Raw genomic sequence first — 18,075 nt, 5'->3', positions numbered from 1 at the left:
TAGTGACGTGTTCCATTGAACATGCCAATCATAGCGATCAATAATGCTTATTCAGCAGAATAATCACACTTTAGCTTTCCATGCTGTTTCATATTAATGCAAATGCTTCTGAGCGGGTCTGACGTACAGTTCATTCATTTCAGGCAGGGGAACATGTAGCCGTTTTGGACGACATTGGTAACATAATAAATATTTTATGCGCATTTAAGGATGGTAATAAAGTGAGGGGTTTTACTGCCAAATAATTATTAAGCGGGTGATTGGTTAGTTGATAGAGAGTAAAGAAAGTAACTTGAGGCTATTATCGCATCGTCAGTTACTTTCTCATTACTAGGTTATCGTTGCAGGTTAATCTGAAACTTACTCATATTGTGCATAACGTTTAATACAATCATCTAATAAAACATCATCCTCATAAAATACACAAACCATCTCTGCAATCTCATGTAATGCATCTTTGTCTGCACTTTTAATAGAAAACATTTGCGGGTCATCACCAAAGGTCAATTTTTCTAATAATTCAGGATTTTTCTCGGAAAGCATATTTTCAATGACCAGTGCCCAGTCTTCCCCATCCCCTAAGAAATCATGTTTTTCGAAGGCTTTCCATTTTAAATCACTTAATGTCAGACTATGGCTATGTTGGAAACTTGAAAACAAAAATGGTTGGTAAACATTTACTTGCTTCATAATACCTCTCAGATAAATCGCTAACGGGATATAATTAACCCCTATCAACTCATCCTACTCCGGGTAGTGTTTTTAAATGCTGTTTACATCATGCTTTTCCTGTTTAGTGCCAATAAAACTAATTAGTTAGCGGGTATTTACTATATTTGTGAAGGCAGATAGGCAGGCCGAGATAGTAAATTCGCCTACGCGTTGTTTTATCACCTATCACAGCGATAACAATCCTCAGCTAATAGGTGTGAAGATTGTTATTTCCCCTAACACTACTCTGCTTCGTGGCGCATCTTTTTCACGCTAAACAATAAAGCGGGTAATACCGTTAAGCTGTAAAAAAGTAAAAATCCAATAGCGATAGTTAATAAAAATCCAATACTGTACATACCGCGATGGTCTGCGAGTAATAATGAACCGAAGGTTGCCATAGTAGTTAACGAACTCAATATCGCCGCTCTCGGAGTAGAAGATTGATAAAAAGCACGCGCCGATCCTGAGGAACGAAATCGCTCAACAATATGGATACCGTTATCGACACCAAGTCCAAAAATTAATGGAATAACAATTATATTAGCCATATTTAATGCTTGTCCACTCCAGTGTGCAACAGCCATCGTCGACAATGTGGTGAGTAATAAAGGCACAAAAACCAAAACAACGTCGCGTTTATGTTTTAGCGCCAACAGTAAAACTAATGCAATGAGTAACAGTGAATAACTAGATGCTTGCATAAATGAGTTAATAATTATTTTCCCCACTTCTTGCTCTGCAACAGGTCTCCCGGTCGCATCAGGTGCAACGCTTTGCACTAACTTGGTAAAGCGATCTAACTGCTGAACATCACGCATATCGCCAGAAGGATAAGCAACGACTAACAGATAATTTTCATTTTGAAAACGATCTGCCAGAATCGCAGGAATATCATCAAGGCTAGGTGGCGGAGCTTGCATCAATTGACCGACATCTTCTTGCATCTGCTGTAATGGCAACAATGCACGTTGTGTAATTTGTTGTACTACCGCCGCTTGATCATTGTTATTTAACCACTGTCGACTGTTTTCAGCCTCAGGAAAGGCTGACGCGGTTAGCTTTTGTTGTAAGCTCGAGAGTGATTCGATAGGTAACGTTTGCGCGGCAGGTACATTAAACGTTTGCGTTAAATCGCTAATGCGTTGTGCCCTATTCTCAGGTAAGAATGAATTAATTGAGATAACATTACTGATCTCTGGTAATACTGCCAGTTGAGATTGCCAGTCCTGAGCCTGCTCGGCAGAAGTGGCAAGCATCATCATCTGATAACTAGATGTTAACCCCTGCTTTTGGATCTCATCTAAGGTCTTAACTGATTCAGATTTTTCAGATTTAAGCACCAACGTCGAGAAATCAAAATTCATTTTACTCGCACCAAACGCAGAGATAAGTAACGCGCAGATCGCCAATAAAACCACTAATTTATGATGCTTAGGCAACCAAAAGTCCACATCATTTACCGCTTGAGTCTCCGGTTGCGCTTTAATGGTTGGATAACCAAACAGAAAAAAGAAGCAAGGTATCACCGTAAAGGTGGCCAATAATCCCATCAGCATACCCGCAGATGAAATAATACCTAATTCAGCTAACCCGGTGTATGCGGTCGGATAAAAACCCAAAAATCCTATCGCCGAAGTCAGTGCACATAAACTTAGTGGGCTTATGGTACTGCGCATCGTCGCCAACAAACTCGCACGATTATTAGGTTGTAGGCGTTGCTCTTCACGAATTCTTAAACAAAAATGGATCGCAAAATCGACACCTAAGCCAATGAACATCACCAAAAAAACGATTGAGATGGTGTTATATGAGCCGACTAAAAACAGTCCAAGTGCCAACGTCCACACAAGACCAACCAAGACGGCGGCATAACTGGCTAAAATAATACGTAATGAGCGAATACCAAACCCTAACACCACAATCAAACCGATCAGGGACATCATCCCCGCCAATTTAACACTGCTATTGGCATCATTTATTTCATCGAAATCGAGTGCCGTTTGTCCGGTAATACGAATCTTAACGTCGCTATTATCATCGTACTGATGAATTATTTTTTGTGCGCTTTCAATAATCAGTTTATTGGGCTCTTTTTGATCATTTTGCGGTGTCGCATTGAGCGTAATAATTTGATAATGCTGTTTTGTATTTTCAGGCATCAGTAAGCGATACCAATCAACATTACCCTGCGTGATCGCGAGCTGATTAAGCATTTTCAATAATAGATGAGAAGTCACTGCATCCTCGTTATCAAGGCTTTGCTGTAATTGTGCCAATAATTGCAGTGCAGATGATTCAGGTGATGCGAGCATTGCTGCTTTTAATTTCGGTAAAACATGGTCTAAATTATTATTAAATACTTGGTAATCAGCGGCAGGCATAAACCATAATGCTTGTTGCTTAAACCAAGGCAGAGTTGCTGCTGAAAAAACATCGTCGAATAGAGGCTGCTGACTAAAGTCTTGCTGTAATTTCTCCGTTATATTTTGAACTTGAAAACTATTTTTACCTGAAACAACAATCACGAGTCCATTTTCAGACTCACCGAATTCATCAACAGTCTTATTTAAATTATCTTTCCACGGTGCATCTTGTTTCACCAAATGATTTAAATCGGAATCAACGCTAAAATTATTTTGACTATAGATGATTGATATATATGTCATCAGCACGATAAATAAAAGCGCGACAACAAAAGGTAATTTTTGTTTTGCAAAGAAACGATATTTCACGGTTTATCTTCTTATAAAAATGGGTACACATTGTACTAATAATAGACAATGGGTAAAGTTACGGGTTATACAATAATAGTTACTTTCAGCAAACAAAGTGCAGTAGCAAGTCAGTACCCAACAAATCAGTAATATTGATGACTATCTAGAAAGAAGTTGAAGATACTTTTAAGGGCAGCCTCTCTATACCTATCTGACTCAATTAAAATATCATGCTGTGCATTGCTAATATGTGTAATTCTAGCAGAGCGACAATGCTCATTAAATACATCCTGCGCATCATTGGAGACAATACTGTCACTGCCCGCCTGAAAAATAAGTATTGGACAACTAATTTTAGACGCATACGAAGCACACTTTAATGCTGCTGCCATCGACTCCGTTATCCATTTAGAGCTTGCACCAGCTAAACGAAGTTGCGGTAATGTCGTTAATACTTGGCTATAGGTTTCAAAGCGCACACGACTCGTTGTACGGTTATTACCCACAAACTGATTTTTGACAAAAGCATGGTGCGTCAATGCAAAATGAGGTTTTTTCTGTAGTTTACTGGACATTTTGATGGTCGATTTTTTGATCCCACCCACCGCTTTTGGCAATTTAATAGCAAACATTGGGCTCGTTAAAACGCAGGCATCGACTTTATGCTCGGCCTGGTGCAGGTAATGCGTCGTTACCGTCGCGCCCATTGAGTGGGCTAATATAAAACAACGTCCCTGTAAATTTGGATTAACGACCTCTTCCATAAAGAGTGCTAAGTCATCAACATAGTCTTGGAAGTGATCTACATGACCGAGTTCATGCAAGTCTGTCATACGCCCCGATTCGCCTTGCCCTCGATGATCATAGGTAAATACATTAAAATAGTGCGCTAACTCTTCGATGACTTCACGATACTTCCAACTTGATTCATCCCTGCCTTGCACGACAACGACAATATCTTTGTGCTGATGAGGGTTAACATTTATCCATGTTAGAGAAACGCCTTTGACTCCCTCAATCGATTTATTTACACGCTTGTCCCACACACTTTCTTCAGTTGTAGGCAGTGCTAAATAACGCTCGGTTGTCTTAATTGGAAAATGAGTAAAGGGGGTGAAATCTATCTGTAATTTTTTCGCCATCGTTTGTACAAACAATTTACCTAACGCTAAACCTTGATGATAATCCCGATCAAGTTGCTTTTTAGTGCTGCCAATCGCGTTCGACTTAAGGCTATGGTTGGGGAATATCTCATATATATGCAAATCTTCCGGTGGTGAATTTAAGAATGCTTGTGTTCTCTGATAGTTTTCTTCATGTGTATGCAAGATAGCTGATAATTCGACCATTTTTTTATTAGGTGAATGCTTTAGCAATGACTCGATGACGGGATGATGCTCTTCAAAATCCGAGGGCAGTGTTCTGATCACAACAATATGTCGGTAGCCTCTACGATAAGCCTCTTCGACAGGAATTGGGTCCGCAACACCGCCATCAAGCCAGCGTGTTTCATCAAATATCACTGGATTTTTATGTAAACCAGGGATCGCACAGGATGCGGCTAACGGTCCTTTCCAGTTTTTGACGCTTAAATTAAAATATTCTGCGCTTAAATCTTTCGCATTGGTTGCTACCGCGATCAGCTCTTTATTTTTAAGTTGCTGCGCACCATGCTTCCAATCTAAAGGATTCACATGTTCAGCATTATTAACCAACCACTCTAAATCTAACCCTTGTCCGGATAACAGGTATTTGGATAATTTAAAGAATTCAGGTTGGCGGGTTGCTTCGGCAATCATTTTATAAGCATGCCCCTGTCGTCCACAAATATATGAGGCAAGGTTGAGTGATCCTGCAGAGGTACCAATTAATAATTCAAAGGGGTTAAAATCAGCTTGTAAAAAAGCATCTAACACACCGGCTGTGAAGACACCACGCTGCCCTCCTCCTTCGGTTACTAATGCAATTTTATCCACTTTTTGACAGGCGACATCAAAAAAATCATGATCCTTTTGGCTTATTTTATAACGGGTTCCTATCTTTTTCACATCACTCTCTTGGTTAAATAAATACGCTAAAATACTTGCTCACAACATAAGTGAGAGCCAGATCACAATTAAGTGGCAATATAGCATAAAAAATAATCGACAATGGTATATAAAGTTCAATACGCTAAAAACAGATAAGATAAAAATATAAACAGGATTTACTTTTCGTACTGGCTACCTAAATATAATCATATCAATCAGGCTGCCGGTTAATCATCAATCCCCATGTTAGCAAACGAAATAAGAAGTTTGCCTAACACTTAACACAAAAACATCAACAATAACCCCCACATGTTCTATCTTTTAATGATATACAAAACGAACAAGGAAGATAATGATGAATCTCAGATTCCCCCCCTTAATGATTGTATTAACTATTTCTATTCTAAGCAGTAGTCATGTTATGGCAAGTGAAGGTGAGATTGACAAGCACTGGAATCACTCCATAGAACTTTATGGGCAAGCATTAAACATTCGCGGTGATAGCACTGTGGGGGATCTTTCAACCAGTGTTGATGTCGACCCACGTTTTATCATGGACCACATAGATATTGGTGCGATGTTGCGCTTACAAGGCGTCTATGAAAATAATTGGGGCTATTATATAGATTATGCCTACATGAAATTAAGTGGTAAGTCGGATGCAGTATTAGGCACTGATTTAAGCATACTGAACGCAAAACTAGATATTCGACAAGGTGTATTAGAAGCAAAGGCTTTTAAACGCTATCAATATGAGCATGGAACACTCGATTACATGTTCGGTATTAGGTGGTGGGACAACGACATTGAAAGTAGCTTGTATACCAATAATGGTATTATTGATAACAATAAAAATCTAAAAGTTGATTGGATAGACTATCTTATTGGCATACGTTACATCACAGAATTAAGTCAGCATTGGGCATTTCATTTCAGTCTTGATGCAGGAGTAGGCAGCGATACTGATTTTACCTCTTCAATACAAACTGGTGTGCGCTACACCATTAATGAATGGTCTGATATGAATATTGCTTATAAATCAACGTGGGTAGATTACGATAACCAAGACGACTTTGCTTATAATACCGCTACGCAGGGCTTTTTAATTGGCTTCGCAGTACATTTTTAGGTGTGATAAGCCCAGCGTTTCGTGGTGATAAAGGTATTGTTATTAACCCATCAAATTAAAGATAAGCAAAGCGCTTTTTTACTTCAGAGTCAGGCTCATCAACCGACACATTAAAAGTTTTATCAGCAATCACTTGTCCATTTAATTCAATCGTCATACGCCAAGGACCACACTTATCTTCAATCGGTGCCCAGATTGTATCGCCTAAATAGAAATCCCAATTATTATTGGTTATGTGTACTTCACCGGTAAATGCCGCAGGGTAATTACCCGCTTTATCGGTTACGCCTGGATGATCAATACAAAAGAAAATCTTTTGCCCACGCGCATTTTGTATATTGATGTTTAATCCAAATTCAATATCAATCTCAGCGGGAATATCAGTGGTGAACGCTTTCACTTTGGGTAACTCTTTTGACTTAGCATCCCATGTAGAGTGGATACCATAGGTTCTTATCTTGATAACAGGTTTCTTTTTAGCCATCGAATATTTCGCTCAGTTATATATTTTCTGAAATTATAACGAAAAATAAACAGATTAAATATCAGAACAAAAAAATAAGTCTAGCAACTCGATACAAAGATAAATGACCTATCAACTTGTTGAAAAGGTATCAGATATTATACTAATTAGTCTTTCAAGCTGGATAAGGTCGCATCTTATGTTCTCAGAATTATTTTTTGATAAATTACCAATCTACATAGTCTGGTTAATGACGGCAGGTAGTATTTTTATCATGTTACAGGTGGGGATTCAGCTCTCTCGATTAATCTTTAAACAAACAGAAAATAGCGGTATTGGGTCTATGACGACAGGCATTGCCAGCTTACTTGCATTTGTTTTAGCGATGACCTTTAGCATGGCAGCCAGTAAAAATGATAGCCGCAAACAACTTGTACTCGATGATGCAAATGCTATCGGTACCGTTTATTTACGCAGTGATTTACTGAGCAATACGTTGAGTGAAGAAAGTAAAAAACTACTCAGGGAGTATTTAAGCCTACGCATTGATAATAAATCGTTACATAAAGATATTAATCAACACCTGCAAGCGAGCGCACAAATACAAGACAAGCTTTGGAAGTTAGCGATCAGTCACTATCAAATAACGCCTTCGCTTGGTAGCACATTATACATTGAAGCATTAAATGAGATGTTTGATATTCACACGACGCGCGCTAATAAAGCATTAAAAAGCAGGATACCTTTTGTGATATGGTTTGCGTTAGCCCTGCTAACACTGTTTGTGATGATTTTAACCGGAATGCAAATTGCTAAACATGAACAGCGTAAAATATTATTGACCACCGTTCCGTTTGCCCTCGCTTTCTCAGTTATCTTAACCTTAATTGTCGAGTTAGACCGCCCCACTCGATCGGTCCTCGCAGTAGGTCAAGACCCCCTCATTGAATTACAGCACAGCTTTCAGGAGTCATGTGGCGAGTGCTAAAAAGGTACTCACGCTAAAGCGCTAGTACCTCTTTTACAAAGGGAATCGTTAGTTTACGCTGCGCTTCTAAGGAAGCGTTATCGAGACGATCTAAGGTATTCAGTAAAAGATCCATCTCTCGAGAAAGGCGATTTAATAGGAAACGGCCCACATCAACAGGCAGTTTCATGCCTTTAAGTTCAGCTCGTAGCTGTAATGCACCCAATTTTTCTTCATCGTTTAAGGGCTCTAAATGATAACAAGCACCCCACTCTAAGCGTGACACGAGATCTTTAAGCTTAATGCCGAGTTGTTTAGGCAAGTTATTCGCACAAAGAATTAAACTCGCGCCTTTAGACCGTTGTTCTTTGTTATCGACCCAACGATTATAAAAATCAAAGAGTGCTTTTTCCCATTTTTTATTACCAGCGATTGCATCGATGTTATCGATGCAAAGTAAGCTCATGTTTTCCATATTTTCAAAAATATCGAGACTCATGCCTTGATGGTGATGAAGAGGAATATAAGCAACACTGTCACCACGTTCATCAACTTCAGAGCACAGTGCATGTAAAAGGTGTGAACGACCACTGCCTGATTCACCCCACATATATAAAACCGGTTCACCACTCCCAACAACACTATTTTTAAGCTGTGTTAAGAGCGCTGAATTTTGTCCCGGATAAAAACTTGCAAAAGTCTCATCGTCCGGAAATTTCAGGGCAAGCAGTGGATATTGAAAACGTAATTCGTCTTGGGGCATAGTTCCTCTTAACGCCAATTAAAGTAAAGTGCGTTGCTATGCGCGCTGTCAGGGATATCTGTTAATGATTCGCTATCACCCGTGTCGATCGTTTCCGTAGTTAACGGGGAGGTATCTGTCATCGATCTTGTTTGCATCTGTAAATGAGGGTGTGCGCTTAAGGTATTTTCAAAGCTCTCAATACTGCCATTTATTTTAACCGCAACAGAGAGTTGCTGTCCTTGTGCAGAAACCACATTATATGTAGAGATAACTTGAAGGTTTTTCAATACATTATTTAATTTAGATAACTCGGTTAATGAATTGATACCATCGATGTGCAATACCTGGGTGAATTTTTCACCTTTATTATCAACAACGGCATATTGTGCTGCATAATAATCAGCAATGGCATTGATCATTTTTTCCATGACAGCGGCTTGACTGTCAACGTACTCTTCACTCAATAAGTTTTTGCTCTGTTTTAAGTTGCCAGTCGTTTGTAGTAATTGCCAATTTAATTTCCAACGATCATTGCCGATATTTTGTAACTCAGCGGCAACAAAGTGGCTGCGCTCATAACGTGAAGAGGCACTACTGAGTTGATCATAAAAACGCCCTTTAACATCAGAGACAGAAAGCGCTAAATTATCTTCTAGGTCCATCAATGGAAACTGCACACGTATACCACGCGCTAGCTCAGTTTCTTTTACTGCATTACTTAATAGCAGATCATTTTGCGCTTTAACCTGATTATCAGAAACCAATTTATTATTATTAATTAACCAAATTAATGTAGTAGGACGTGTATCACCCCAAATTGGTTGCTGCATATCTTTCAAGGCTTGATTGATTTTGTTTCTATCAAAGACCACTGAAAAGTATTCTTCACCCTCAATTGAGCGATAACCATATTGCGAGATCATCTGTTGTGTTTTCTTCAACAGCTTTGTCGTTTCATCATTTTTGCTTATATCGGTATTACCGGATACTTTCACTAAAACCTGTTTTAGCGCCAGTTCTTTCAGTTTTGCTTCGCTAGACTCACCAACAACTACACTGCCCTGATAAGGACTGGCTAATTGTTGTGCATTCACCACCGCCGAAAAAGTGAACATTAATGTGAATAAAATTCGTTTAATAGATGTAAGAGTCATTTGGTACCATCACCTAGAATAAAGTTGAACTTAGATCATAAGCAGATCATCGATGAATGCAAGACGATAAACAACATTAAACACTGAAATATTCGTTTAAATTATCAATATTGCTTTTATTTCGCACTTTTAAATCATCCTCCCACAAAGATTAAACCAAACAGTTCAATTATGCTTAAAAAGACAACACCTTATATTAATGAACAATTTACTAATCATTCTGTAAAACAAAAATGACTGTCCATAATGGATGAGATAATCTTCACATTTAAGTCACTATCCTTTTCGCTTGTCATTTGCTTGAAAACTGAGCGAGTAACGAATAAAGCTCCTTGATTGATAACAGCTATGACTGTAAAATGCGCGCAGGAATTTAGCCGTTATTTTACCCCTAAAGTGATAGCGATAACCGCTTTCACAATTAAATTGCGAGGATTGCAAGTGAGCAACGAAAAAACCTCTTTAAGCTATAAAGACGCTGGCGTAGATATTGACGCAGGAACAGCATTAGTTGAACGTATTAAAGGTGTAGCCAAACGCACTAAACGCCCTGAAGTAATGGGTGGTTTAGGTGGTTTCGGTGCATTATGTCAACTACCAACTGGCTACAAAGAGCCTTTATTAGTTGCAGGCACTGACGGTGTAGGCACAAAACTTCGTTTAGCGATTGACCTTAAAAAACATGACACAGTTGGCATCGATTTAGTTGCTATGTGTGTAAATGATCTTATTGTTCAAGGTGCTGAGCCTCTCTTTTTCTTAGACTACTATGCAACAGGTAAGCTCGACGTTGATGTTGCAGCAGACGTAGTAACTGGTATCGGCGAAGGTTGTTTACAATCTAACTGTTCATTAATCGGTGGTGAAACTGCTGAAATGCCTGGTATGTACGAAGGCGATGATTACGATATCGCTGGTTTCTGTGTTGGTGTTGTTGAAAAATCTGAAGCAATCGACGGTACTAAAGTTGCCGCTGGTGATGCACTTATCGCTGTTGGTTCAAGCGGTCCTCACTCTAACGGTTACTCGTTAGTACGTAAAATTTTAGAAGTATCAAAAGCTGATACAAGCGCACCATTCGGTGACTCAACGCTAGGTGATACATTGTTAACACCGACTAAAATTTACGTTAAATCTACATTAGAACTTCTTAAAAACTGTCCTGTACATGCTATTTCGCATATCACAGGTGGTGGTTTCTGGGAAAATATTCCACGCGTATTACCTGCTGGCAGCAAAGCGGTTGTAGATGGTAAAAGCTGGGAATGGCCTGCAATCTTCAACTGGTTACAAGAAAACGGTAACGTAGAAACTGAAGAGATGTACCGCACATTTAACTGTGGTGTTGGTCTGATGATTGTTGTTCCTGCTTCTGAGAAAGAGAAAGCAGTAGAGATTCTAACTGCTCAAGGTGAAAACGCTTGGGTATTAGGTCACATCGAAGACGCTGCAGAAGGCGAAGCACAAGTAGAGATTAACTAATATTATGGCAACTAAAAAGATTGTTATACTTATCTCAGGTAGTGGTACTAATCTACAAGCTATCGTTGATAAATTACATAACCAAGCCCTAGATAATAAGCAAACTGAAATTGTTGCCGTTATTAGTAACAAAGCTGATGCTTTTGGTCTGCAACGTGCAAGCGATGCAGGCATTGAGTCTATCGTTGTCGCAAGTAAAGGTATTGCTTCTCGCGAAGAGTACGATGCATTATTAGCTGCAGAGATTGATAAGCTACAACCAGATCTGATTATTTTAGCTGGTTTTATGCGTATTTTAACCTCGGAATTTGTCACTAAATACCTAGGTAAAATGATCAATATCCACCCCTCTTTGTTGCCTAAATATACAGGTATTAATACTCATCAGCGTGCTATCGACGCCAAAGATGAAGTACATGGTGCTTCTGTGCATTTTGTAACACCAGAGCTAGATAGTGGTCCTATCGTACTACAAGCTAAAGTGCCTGTATTTAGCAACGACACAGCAGAAGACTTACGCGAACGTGTATTAACACAAGAGCATTTGATCTATCCGCTGGTTGCACAATGGTTCTTAGCCGAGCGTTTAACGATGCAAGGTAACCAAGCAATATTAGATGGTAAAGCATTACCAGAAAATGGTTATGCTGCCGATTAATTTGACTTAATCATCGCCTTTAAAAAAACCGACTTTTGTCGGTTTTTTTGTCTCTGTAAATAGAAGTTATACCATTTCATTAAATCTAAAGGCCAAAATATGCTGTTGGTGTAAAGCTAATAATAAATCAATAGCTGATTATTACGTTCGAATATAACAAGAGATATGTGGCAGCGATGCGGATTATTATCAAGAAGCAGGCAACTTTAACTCGCTAAAGTTGCCGATCAATAACTGCACAACAACAAATGTTAGCGCAATAATGATCGCCCACCTTAATAGCTCAACTACGCCATAAATTAAAAAAGTAGTGAGTAAAAAAGAGGAATGAGCAACGCAGAGAAGATAGCGCAGACGATTAACGCTAATGAGGAGAAAGCGGCTTCTTCTTGATGCTCTTCAGCCTCTAACAGCTTCGCTGTACCCAAAGCATGTGATGCACAGCCGATAGCAATACCAACTGCATGTTTGTCTTTTACGCCTACTTTATGCAAAAAGACTTTACCCACTGTTGAACCTAATAAACCTGCAAAAACAACCATCGCAGCGGTAAGTGAAACAATACCGCCGAGTGAGTGGCTGACTTCCACCGCTATCGCCGTAGTAATCGACTGCACTGATAATGAGGCGGATGTTTGTAAATCGGCTCCGATAATAGGCAGAATAAAAAATGCAATTGTGAATGAAATACAAACAGCAAGTAAGCAGCTTAACAGAATAATGCCAAGCTTTTGTCTGATCAAATGCAATGCCATAAACAGCGGGATAGCCAACGCAACAACAGCAGGTTCTAATAACTTAGTAAGCACTAAGGTACCCGACTGATATTGTGAAAAATCTAAGTTTAGTAAAAGGTGCAAAGCGATCAACACCACTACAGAAACAAGAAATGGATGTAAGAATGCCCAAGGTTTAAAGTCGTATAAACGTTTACTTAGAAAGAAAATAATTAACGTTAATGGTAATGCAATATAGAAAAACATATTAACCTCGGTAGCGTTTGTTTAAAAATTGAAAAAGATGACCAACACTAAACATGGTCACAAACGAACCAAAAAAGAGAGAAAATAGAATCACGACCCAATCATCCATCAATAGGTCAAAGTAGTTTATCAAGCCAACGGCCAACGGGATAAATAAGATAACCATATATTTAAGCAGAAAATCAGCCGTGGTAAATACCCATTTTAGCTTTATTAAACCCGTCGTTAAGGAAAAAAACAGAAGAATAAGACCGATAATACTACCTGGGAAAATGATAGGTAATTGTGCACTGATCACTTTCCCGACGACTAGAAATAGAAGGATAATGAAAAATCCCCTTAGGAAAATAAAGGTACTCATTAGTAACTTTGACATATTAATTCTCACTTACTCTTTCAATGCACTGCGAATAAAACCACCTGCAGTCGATAATTTTTGTTTAGCTGCTGTCGCATCGATATTAAGTAATACCATCACAATCGCTGTTTTGCAGTGAAAATCACAAGCCGTTAGCGCTTTTTCAGCAATTTCGAGTGTACATTCCGTTGCTTGTACTACAATATTTTTTTGTCTTTGTACTAGCTTTGCATTGGTCGCTTCAACATCAACCATTAAATTGCCGAATACTTTGCCCGCTTTAATCATCGCACCGGTCGTTAGCATATTGAGTACTAGTTTTTGTGCGGTACCCGCCTTCATGCGCGAAGAGCCCGTTACCACCTCAGCACCAACCACCGGAGTGATTGCAATTTGTGCTAACTCAGTCATTAGACTTGATGGATTACAACTGATACAACCGACTGTCGCCCCCTGCGTTAGTGCATATTGCATTGCACCTATAACGTAAGGCGTCCGCCCACTCGCTGCAATGCCCACTAATACATCATTTTTATTAAATGATATATCTTGCAGATCTTTTGCACCCAGCAGAGCATTGTCTTCTGCATTTTCAACCGCTTTCAAAATTGCAGGTTTACCACCTGCAATGAGGCCAACCACCGTTGAGGGATCTGAACCAAAAGTTGGCGGACATTCGCTTGCATCTAAAATACCTAAACGACCCGAGGTACCCGCACCACTATAAATTAAACGTCCGCCCTGTGAAAAAGCAACGGCAACGGCATCCACTAATTTAGCTATTTCAGGTAATGTTTTTTCAACGGCAAAGGCAACGCTTTTATCTTCATTATTGATTACCGTAAGCATATCAAGTGTTGATAAGGTATCTATTTTCCCAGAAGCAACATTGCGACTCTCAGTCACAAGTTTAGTTAAATCAATTTTCATGCAGGTCACTCTAAAAAAAATGGCAGACTTAATCGCCTGCCATCATGTTATTTTAAAACTACTTTTCGTTCTTAACATTACCCCATACATTGCCTATTAAGCTAACATGTACGGTTATCTCTTCACGATCATGGTAAAGGTGTTTTGCTTGAAGTTGGTAGGTCATGCCTGCCTCTTCTAACATATCTGTCAGGATTTTTAAGTCCTGTGATGCTTCTTGGTAACGTTTCTTCATTGGTAATTTAAGGTTGAATATAGCTTCTTTACACCATCCTTCAATTAACCATTTCGCCATTAACTTAGCAACACGCTTTGGCTTTTCAATCATGTCACAAACTAACCAATCGATGTTCTTACGTTCAGGTTCAAATTTAAAACCATCTTCCATATAGTGGGTAATTTGCCCTGATTCCATGAGACTTTCAGCCATGGCACCATTATCAACACAACTAACAAACATGCCACGACGTACTAACTGATAGGTCCACCCACCTGGGCAGGCGCCTAAATCTACCGCACGCATACCTGAAGTTAAACGCGTTTCTTGCTCTTCCGGAGTTAAAAACACTTGGAATGCTTCATCAAGTTTTAACGTTGAACGACTTGGTGCTTCACTTGGGAAACGTAAGCGTGCAATCCCCATGTACAATTCACTGCGATTACCTGGTATTGAATAACCAATGTAAGCCGACTGATTATCTAAAAAACAAAGATGATAGTAGATACGTGTCGGATTATCTTTTGTCGTCAAACTATTCTGTTTTTTCAATTTTTGGCGCAGCGGCACGGTGAATTTTCGGCAAAATGTCAATAACGGCTTGGTTTCGTCGCCTTCCGGTGTTTCAACGTAAATATCGCCACCCATTGGCATATCACGTGTCACTTCCAGAATAGGGCTAATGCGATCTTCAAGTGGTAAATTTTCTACAAACGCTTTTACCACGATCATTTGACGGGCAAAAATAAGCTGAGCATAATCGATTGATTGTGCTAAATTTTCCACTTCATCTGGGTTGTAGCATTGATAAAACACATAACCACTGTGGCGTACTGTTTTGATATATCCGAATATCTCTAATTCTGACGCCTTGTCTTGAATTTCGTTTGCACAGTCATTTTCAAAACCGGGGCGACAATATAATAAAATACCTAACATTTAGAACTATTCCTGATAATTGATACTGCGAACATCAGCCACGCAATAATTAATAATAATCCGCCTATTGGCGTGATCATGCCAAGCACTTTAGTGCCTGTAAAAACATAAAGATATAAGCTACCACTAAAGAAGCAAATACCTAAAACAAACATTATCTGACTAATAAAAAGATAACGGTTATTAAAAAACAAACCACCAATCGACACCGCAAGCAAAGTAATGGCATGCAGCAATTGATAGGTGACAGCAAGCTGAAAATATTCAACCTGCTGCGTTGTTGCCCAACTCGCTAATCCATGACTTGCATAAGCGCCAAGGGCAACGCCCGTTGCGCCTAATAGCGCAGCGATAACCAAAAATAGGCGACTCGAAAAAGACAGACCTATTTTTGAATTGTGCTTGATAGAGTTACTATTACTCTGTGTCAATGACTTCTAAGCTCTTAGCAAGCTCATCCATCTGTTTCATTTGCGTTAAGAACGGCTTTAATTTATCTAATGGCAGTGCACAAGGACCGTCACATTTTGCATTGCTTGGATCAGGGTGTGATTCTAAGAATAGACCCGCAATACTTTGTGACATACCCGCTAAACCTAATTGTACCACCTGACTACGGCGACCATCGGCACTATCTGCACGCGCACCCGGTTTTTGTAAAGAGTGTGTCACGTCAAAGATGACTGGGTAACCCGTCTCTTTCATGGTGCTAAAACCGAGCATATCAACAACTAAGTTGTTATACCCGAAACAGCTACCACGTTCACATAAAATAATCTCATCGTTACCCGCTTCATTAAACTTAGTAATGATATGCGCCATTTCGTGCGGTGCTAAAAACTGTGCTTTTTTCACGTTGATAACCGCATTGGTTTCAGCCATCGCTTTAACCAAATCAGTTTGACGACTTAAAAATGCAGGTAGCTGAATCACATCAACCACTTCAGCAACAGGTTTTGCTTGGTATGGTTCATGTACGTCGGTAATGATTGGCACATTAAAGGTATTTTTAATCTCTTCAAAAATACGTAAACCTTCTTCAAGACCAGGACCACGATAGCTATTGATTGATGAGCGATTCGCTTTATCAAATGATGCTTTAAATACGTATGGAATATTAAGTGCGCTGGTTACTTCAACATAATGCTCAACCATCTTCATCGCTAAATCGCGTGATTCAAGTACATTCATGCCACCAAATAAAACAAATGGAAGATCATTTGCAACGTTAACATTGCCAACTTTTACTATTTTTTGTGCTTTCATTTTTATTCTCTTTGTCATTATTTAGCCTGTAAAGATAGAACAGGCGATACAAATATCAGATAACAACGCTTCGCCTAATGCTAGTGCATTACCTGATTATCAAAGTTCATCTCTTCAATCTGTTTTTGTAAAATATGAACTATTGGGTCCTTAGGGTGTTGCTTCATGAAAAATTCAAAATCATCACGCGCTAAACTTAAACAGTCTAGTTGTTGAAACAGAAAACCGCGATCTCGCACTTCATAGGCATCATCAGGGTCTAGCCTTAACAAAATATCACTGCACAACAGTGCAACTTCAATATTTTCAGCCTGAATATAAGCGGCTTTTAACACATTAAGAAAGCGCTTAACAATCGTTTCGTGGCTATCTGGTTTAACCATGTCGAGGGTAAGCTTGGCATGGTTTCCTAATTGACCGCGTACTCTTAGCTCAAGTAACTCCCAGCTTGCTAACTCGCCAGTGAACGGGTCCAGATAAACGACCTCATCTTCTAGCGTAATATGGATTAAGAAACCACTCGGGAAACAGATCCCCTGCACATCAAAATCACATAGCTGTAAAAAATCCAGCAGTAAAATACCCAAGCTAATAGGAATGCCTTTGCGACGTGCAAATACACGTGAAATAAGTGCATTTTTTACTTTGAAAAATGCTTTCCAATCGCCTTCATATCCCTGCTGTTGATATAAAATATCGAGCAGAGCAAGTAGCTTTTCTTTATTTGCATGATCAAAATTTGCGAGCTTAGAACTAATCACTAATTGCTGTAAGCGTAAACTATCTTCAAATTTAGAGATGTTTAAACCCGTAATTTCAGATTCAACTGTTAATACAGCTTTCAGTAAACTGCTGTTTTCAAAATCAAAATTTTCGTTCATCAAGGTTAAAATAGGCTCACTTGAGTGAACGATTTCTAAAGAGGTATCAGTCACTTGTTTATCCTACGAGTAAAATGGCTTGTTTGGTGATTGCCAACTTGCCAATATATGCTAACCAACCAAATGCACCAATAAAACTAATGACTTGTAACTTGGTTGATTTGTTTTCATTTAACGCACTTTTGACCATGGCAATATAAGCACCAAAGGCAATGATTTTTTCTAAAGCCCAATAGCCGTGTTCTGCAAATGGATTGATATGTAATAACCACAAAAGCCCTGCACCCAGTAATACAATCGTTAGGTGTGTATGCAATAATACTTTTTGAAAAACAGCTTTCTGTGCATTTTTATGGCCAGTTTTAAGCCAGTAAAAATTAACAATGAATAGAACAACTGCAATTAAAATTAGGGTTAAATGTGTATGTTTTAAAAAACCGTACAT

The 18,075-nt window shown here is 39.0% G+C and carries 18 protein-coding genes; 4 read left to right on the top strand and 14 right to left on the bottom strand.

Annotated elements, in window-relative coordinates:
• Positions 1-360 precede the first annotated feature (360 nt).
• The 3 genes from QQK09_RS11840 to QQK09_RS11830 form a co-directional block, all read right to left on the bottom strand.
• Positions 361-690: an Imm51 family immunity protein gene (locus QQK09_RS11840; RefSeq protein WP_284204353.1), complete on the bottom strand. Its 330-nt coding sequence runs from the start codon at positions 688-690 to the stop codon at positions 361-363.
• Between the two features lie 263 nt (positions 691-953).
• Positions 954-3,446 (bottom strand): MMPL family transporter, encoded by a 2,493-nt coding sequence (locus tag QQK09_RS11835; protein ID WP_284204352.1) that lies wholly within the window; start codon positions 3,444-3,446, stop codon positions 954-956.
• A 125-nt stretch (positions 3,447-3,571) separates the two neighbouring features.
• The gene (locus QQK09_RS11830; RefSeq protein ID WP_284204351.1) at positions 3,572-5,476 is read right to left on the bottom strand and encodes an alpha/beta fold hydrolase; all 1,905 of its coding nucleotides are present in this window, start codon (positions 5,474-5,476) and stop codon (positions 3,572-3,574) included.
• Between the two features lie 334 nt (positions 5,477-5,810).
• Between QQK09_RS11830 and QQK09_RS11825 the strand changes: the two genes are divergently transcribed.
• Positions 5,811-6,587 carry a hypothetical protein gene (locus QQK09_RS11825; protein WP_284204350.1) on the top strand — a complete coding sequence of 259 codons (777 nt, stop codon included), beginning with the start codon at positions 5,811-5,813 and terminating at the stop codon, positions 6,585-6,587.
• A gap of 55 nt (positions 6,588-6,642) precedes the next feature.
• Here QQK09_RS11825 and QQK09_RS11820 read toward each other — a convergent pair whose 3' ends face one another.
• Positions 6,643-7,071, bottom strand: a complete 429-nt coding sequence (locus QQK09_RS11820) for a DUF3859 domain-containing protein (RefSeq protein ID WP_284204349.1) — start codon at positions 7,069-7,071, stop codon at positions 6,643-6,645.
• Positions 7,072-7,249: 178 nt separating this feature from the next.
• Here QQK09_RS11820 and QQK09_RS11815 point away from each other — a divergent pair, with 178 nt between their 5' ends.
• Positions 7,250-8,038, top strand: coding sequence for a bestrophin-like domain (locus QQK09_RS11815; RefSeq protein WP_284204348.1), 789 nt, complete (start codon positions 7,250-7,252; stop codon positions 8,036-8,038).
• A gap of 13 nt (positions 8,039-8,051) precedes the next feature.
• Here QQK09_RS11815 and hda read toward each other — a convergent pair whose 3' ends face one another.
• Positions 8,052-8,780 carry a DnaA inactivator Hda gene (gene hda / locus QQK09_RS11810; protein ID WP_284204347.1) on the bottom strand — a complete coding sequence of 243 codons (729 nt, stop codon included), beginning with the start codon at positions 8,778-8,780 and terminating at the stop codon, positions 8,052-8,054.
• An 8-nt stretch (positions 8,781-8,788) separates the two neighbouring features.
• Entirely contained in the window at positions 8,789-9,916 is a 1,128-nt protein-coding gene (locus QQK09_RS11805) for a DUF2066 domain-containing protein (protein ID WP_284204346.1), read from the bottom strand.
• 441 nt (positions 9,917-10,357) lie between these two features.
• Between QQK09_RS11805 and purM the strand changes: the two genes are divergently transcribed.
• Positions 10,358-11,398 (top strand): phosphoribosylformylglycinamidine cyclo-ligase, encoded by a 1,041-nt coding sequence (gene purM, locus QQK09_RS11800; RefSeq protein WP_284204345.1) that lies wholly within the window; start codon positions 10,358-10,360, stop codon positions 11,396-11,398.
• A 4-nt stretch (positions 11,399-11,402) separates the two neighbouring features.
• Complete coding sequence (gene purN / locus QQK09_RS11795; RefSeq protein WP_284204344.1) at positions 11,403-12,056, top strand: phosphoribosylglycinamide formyltransferase; 654 nt, start codon at positions 11,403-11,405, stop codon at positions 12,054-12,056.
• Positions 12,057-12,355: 299 nt separating this feature from the next.
• Here purN and QQK09_RS11790 read toward each other — a convergent pair whose 3' ends face one another.
• The 8 genes from QQK09_RS11790 to QQK09_RS11755 form a co-directional block, all read right to left on the bottom strand.
• Complete coding sequence (locus tag QQK09_RS11790) at positions 12,356-13,039, bottom strand: LrgB family protein (protein ID WP_284204343.1); 684 nt, start codon at positions 13,037-13,039, stop codon at positions 12,356-12,358.
• A 1-nt stretch (position 13,040) separates the two neighbouring features.
• The gene (locus QQK09_RS11785) at positions 13,041-13,415 is read right to left on the bottom strand and encodes a CidA/LrgA family protein (RefSeq protein ID WP_284204342.1); all 375 of its coding nucleotides are present in this window, start codon (positions 13,413-13,415) and stop codon (positions 13,041-13,043) included.
• Between the two features lie 12 nt (positions 13,416-13,427).
• Positions 13,428-14,327 (bottom strand): N-acetylmuramic acid 6-phosphate etherase, encoded by a 900-nt coding sequence (gene murQ / locus QQK09_RS11780; protein WP_284204341.1) that lies wholly within the window; start codon positions 14,325-14,327, stop codon positions 13,428-13,430.
• A gap of 58 nt (positions 14,328-14,385) precedes the next feature.
• A complete protein-coding gene (gene rlmM / locus QQK09_RS11775) occupies positions 14,386-15,483 on the bottom strand; it encodes a 23S rRNA (cytidine(2498)-2'-O)-methyltransferase RlmM (RefSeq protein ID WP_284204340.1) in 1,098 nt (365 codons plus the stop codon).
• Positions 15,477-15,914, bottom strand: a complete 438-nt coding sequence (locus tag QQK09_RS11770; RefSeq protein WP_284204339.1) for a DUF423 domain-containing protein — start codon at positions 15,912-15,914, stop codon at positions 15,477-15,479. The genes rlmM and QQK09_RS11770 overlap by 7 nt, the downstream gene beginning before the upstream one ends.
• On the bottom strand, positions 15,901-16,749 hold the full coding sequence (gene kdsA / locus QQK09_RS11765) for a 3-deoxy-8-phosphooctulonate synthase (RefSeq protein ID WP_284204338.1): 849 nt from the start codon (positions 16,747-16,749) through the stop codon (positions 15,901-15,903). Before kdsA ends, QQK09_RS11770 begins: the two co-directional genes overlap by 14 nt.
• 80 nt (positions 16,750-16,829) lie before the next feature.
• A complete protein-coding gene (locus tag QQK09_RS11760; RefSeq protein WP_284204337.1) occupies positions 16,830-17,684 on the bottom strand; it encodes a SirB1 family protein in 855 nt (284 codons plus the stop codon).
• A 4-nt stretch (positions 17,685-17,688) separates the two neighbouring features.
• Positions 17,689-18,075, bottom strand: coding sequence for a SirB2 family protein (locus tag QQK09_RS11755; protein ID WP_284204336.1), 387 nt, complete (start codon positions 18,073-18,075; stop codon positions 17,689-17,691).

Origin of the sequence: Psychromonas marina (genome assembly GCF_030161115.1) — a bacterium.
Classification (GTDB): Bacteria; Pseudomonadota; Gammaproteobacteria; order Enterobacterales; family Psychromonadaceae; genus Psychromonas; species Psychromonas marina.
Note: the sequence above shows the minus strand (reverse complement) of the source record. Positions and strands in the feature narration are given on the sequence as shown.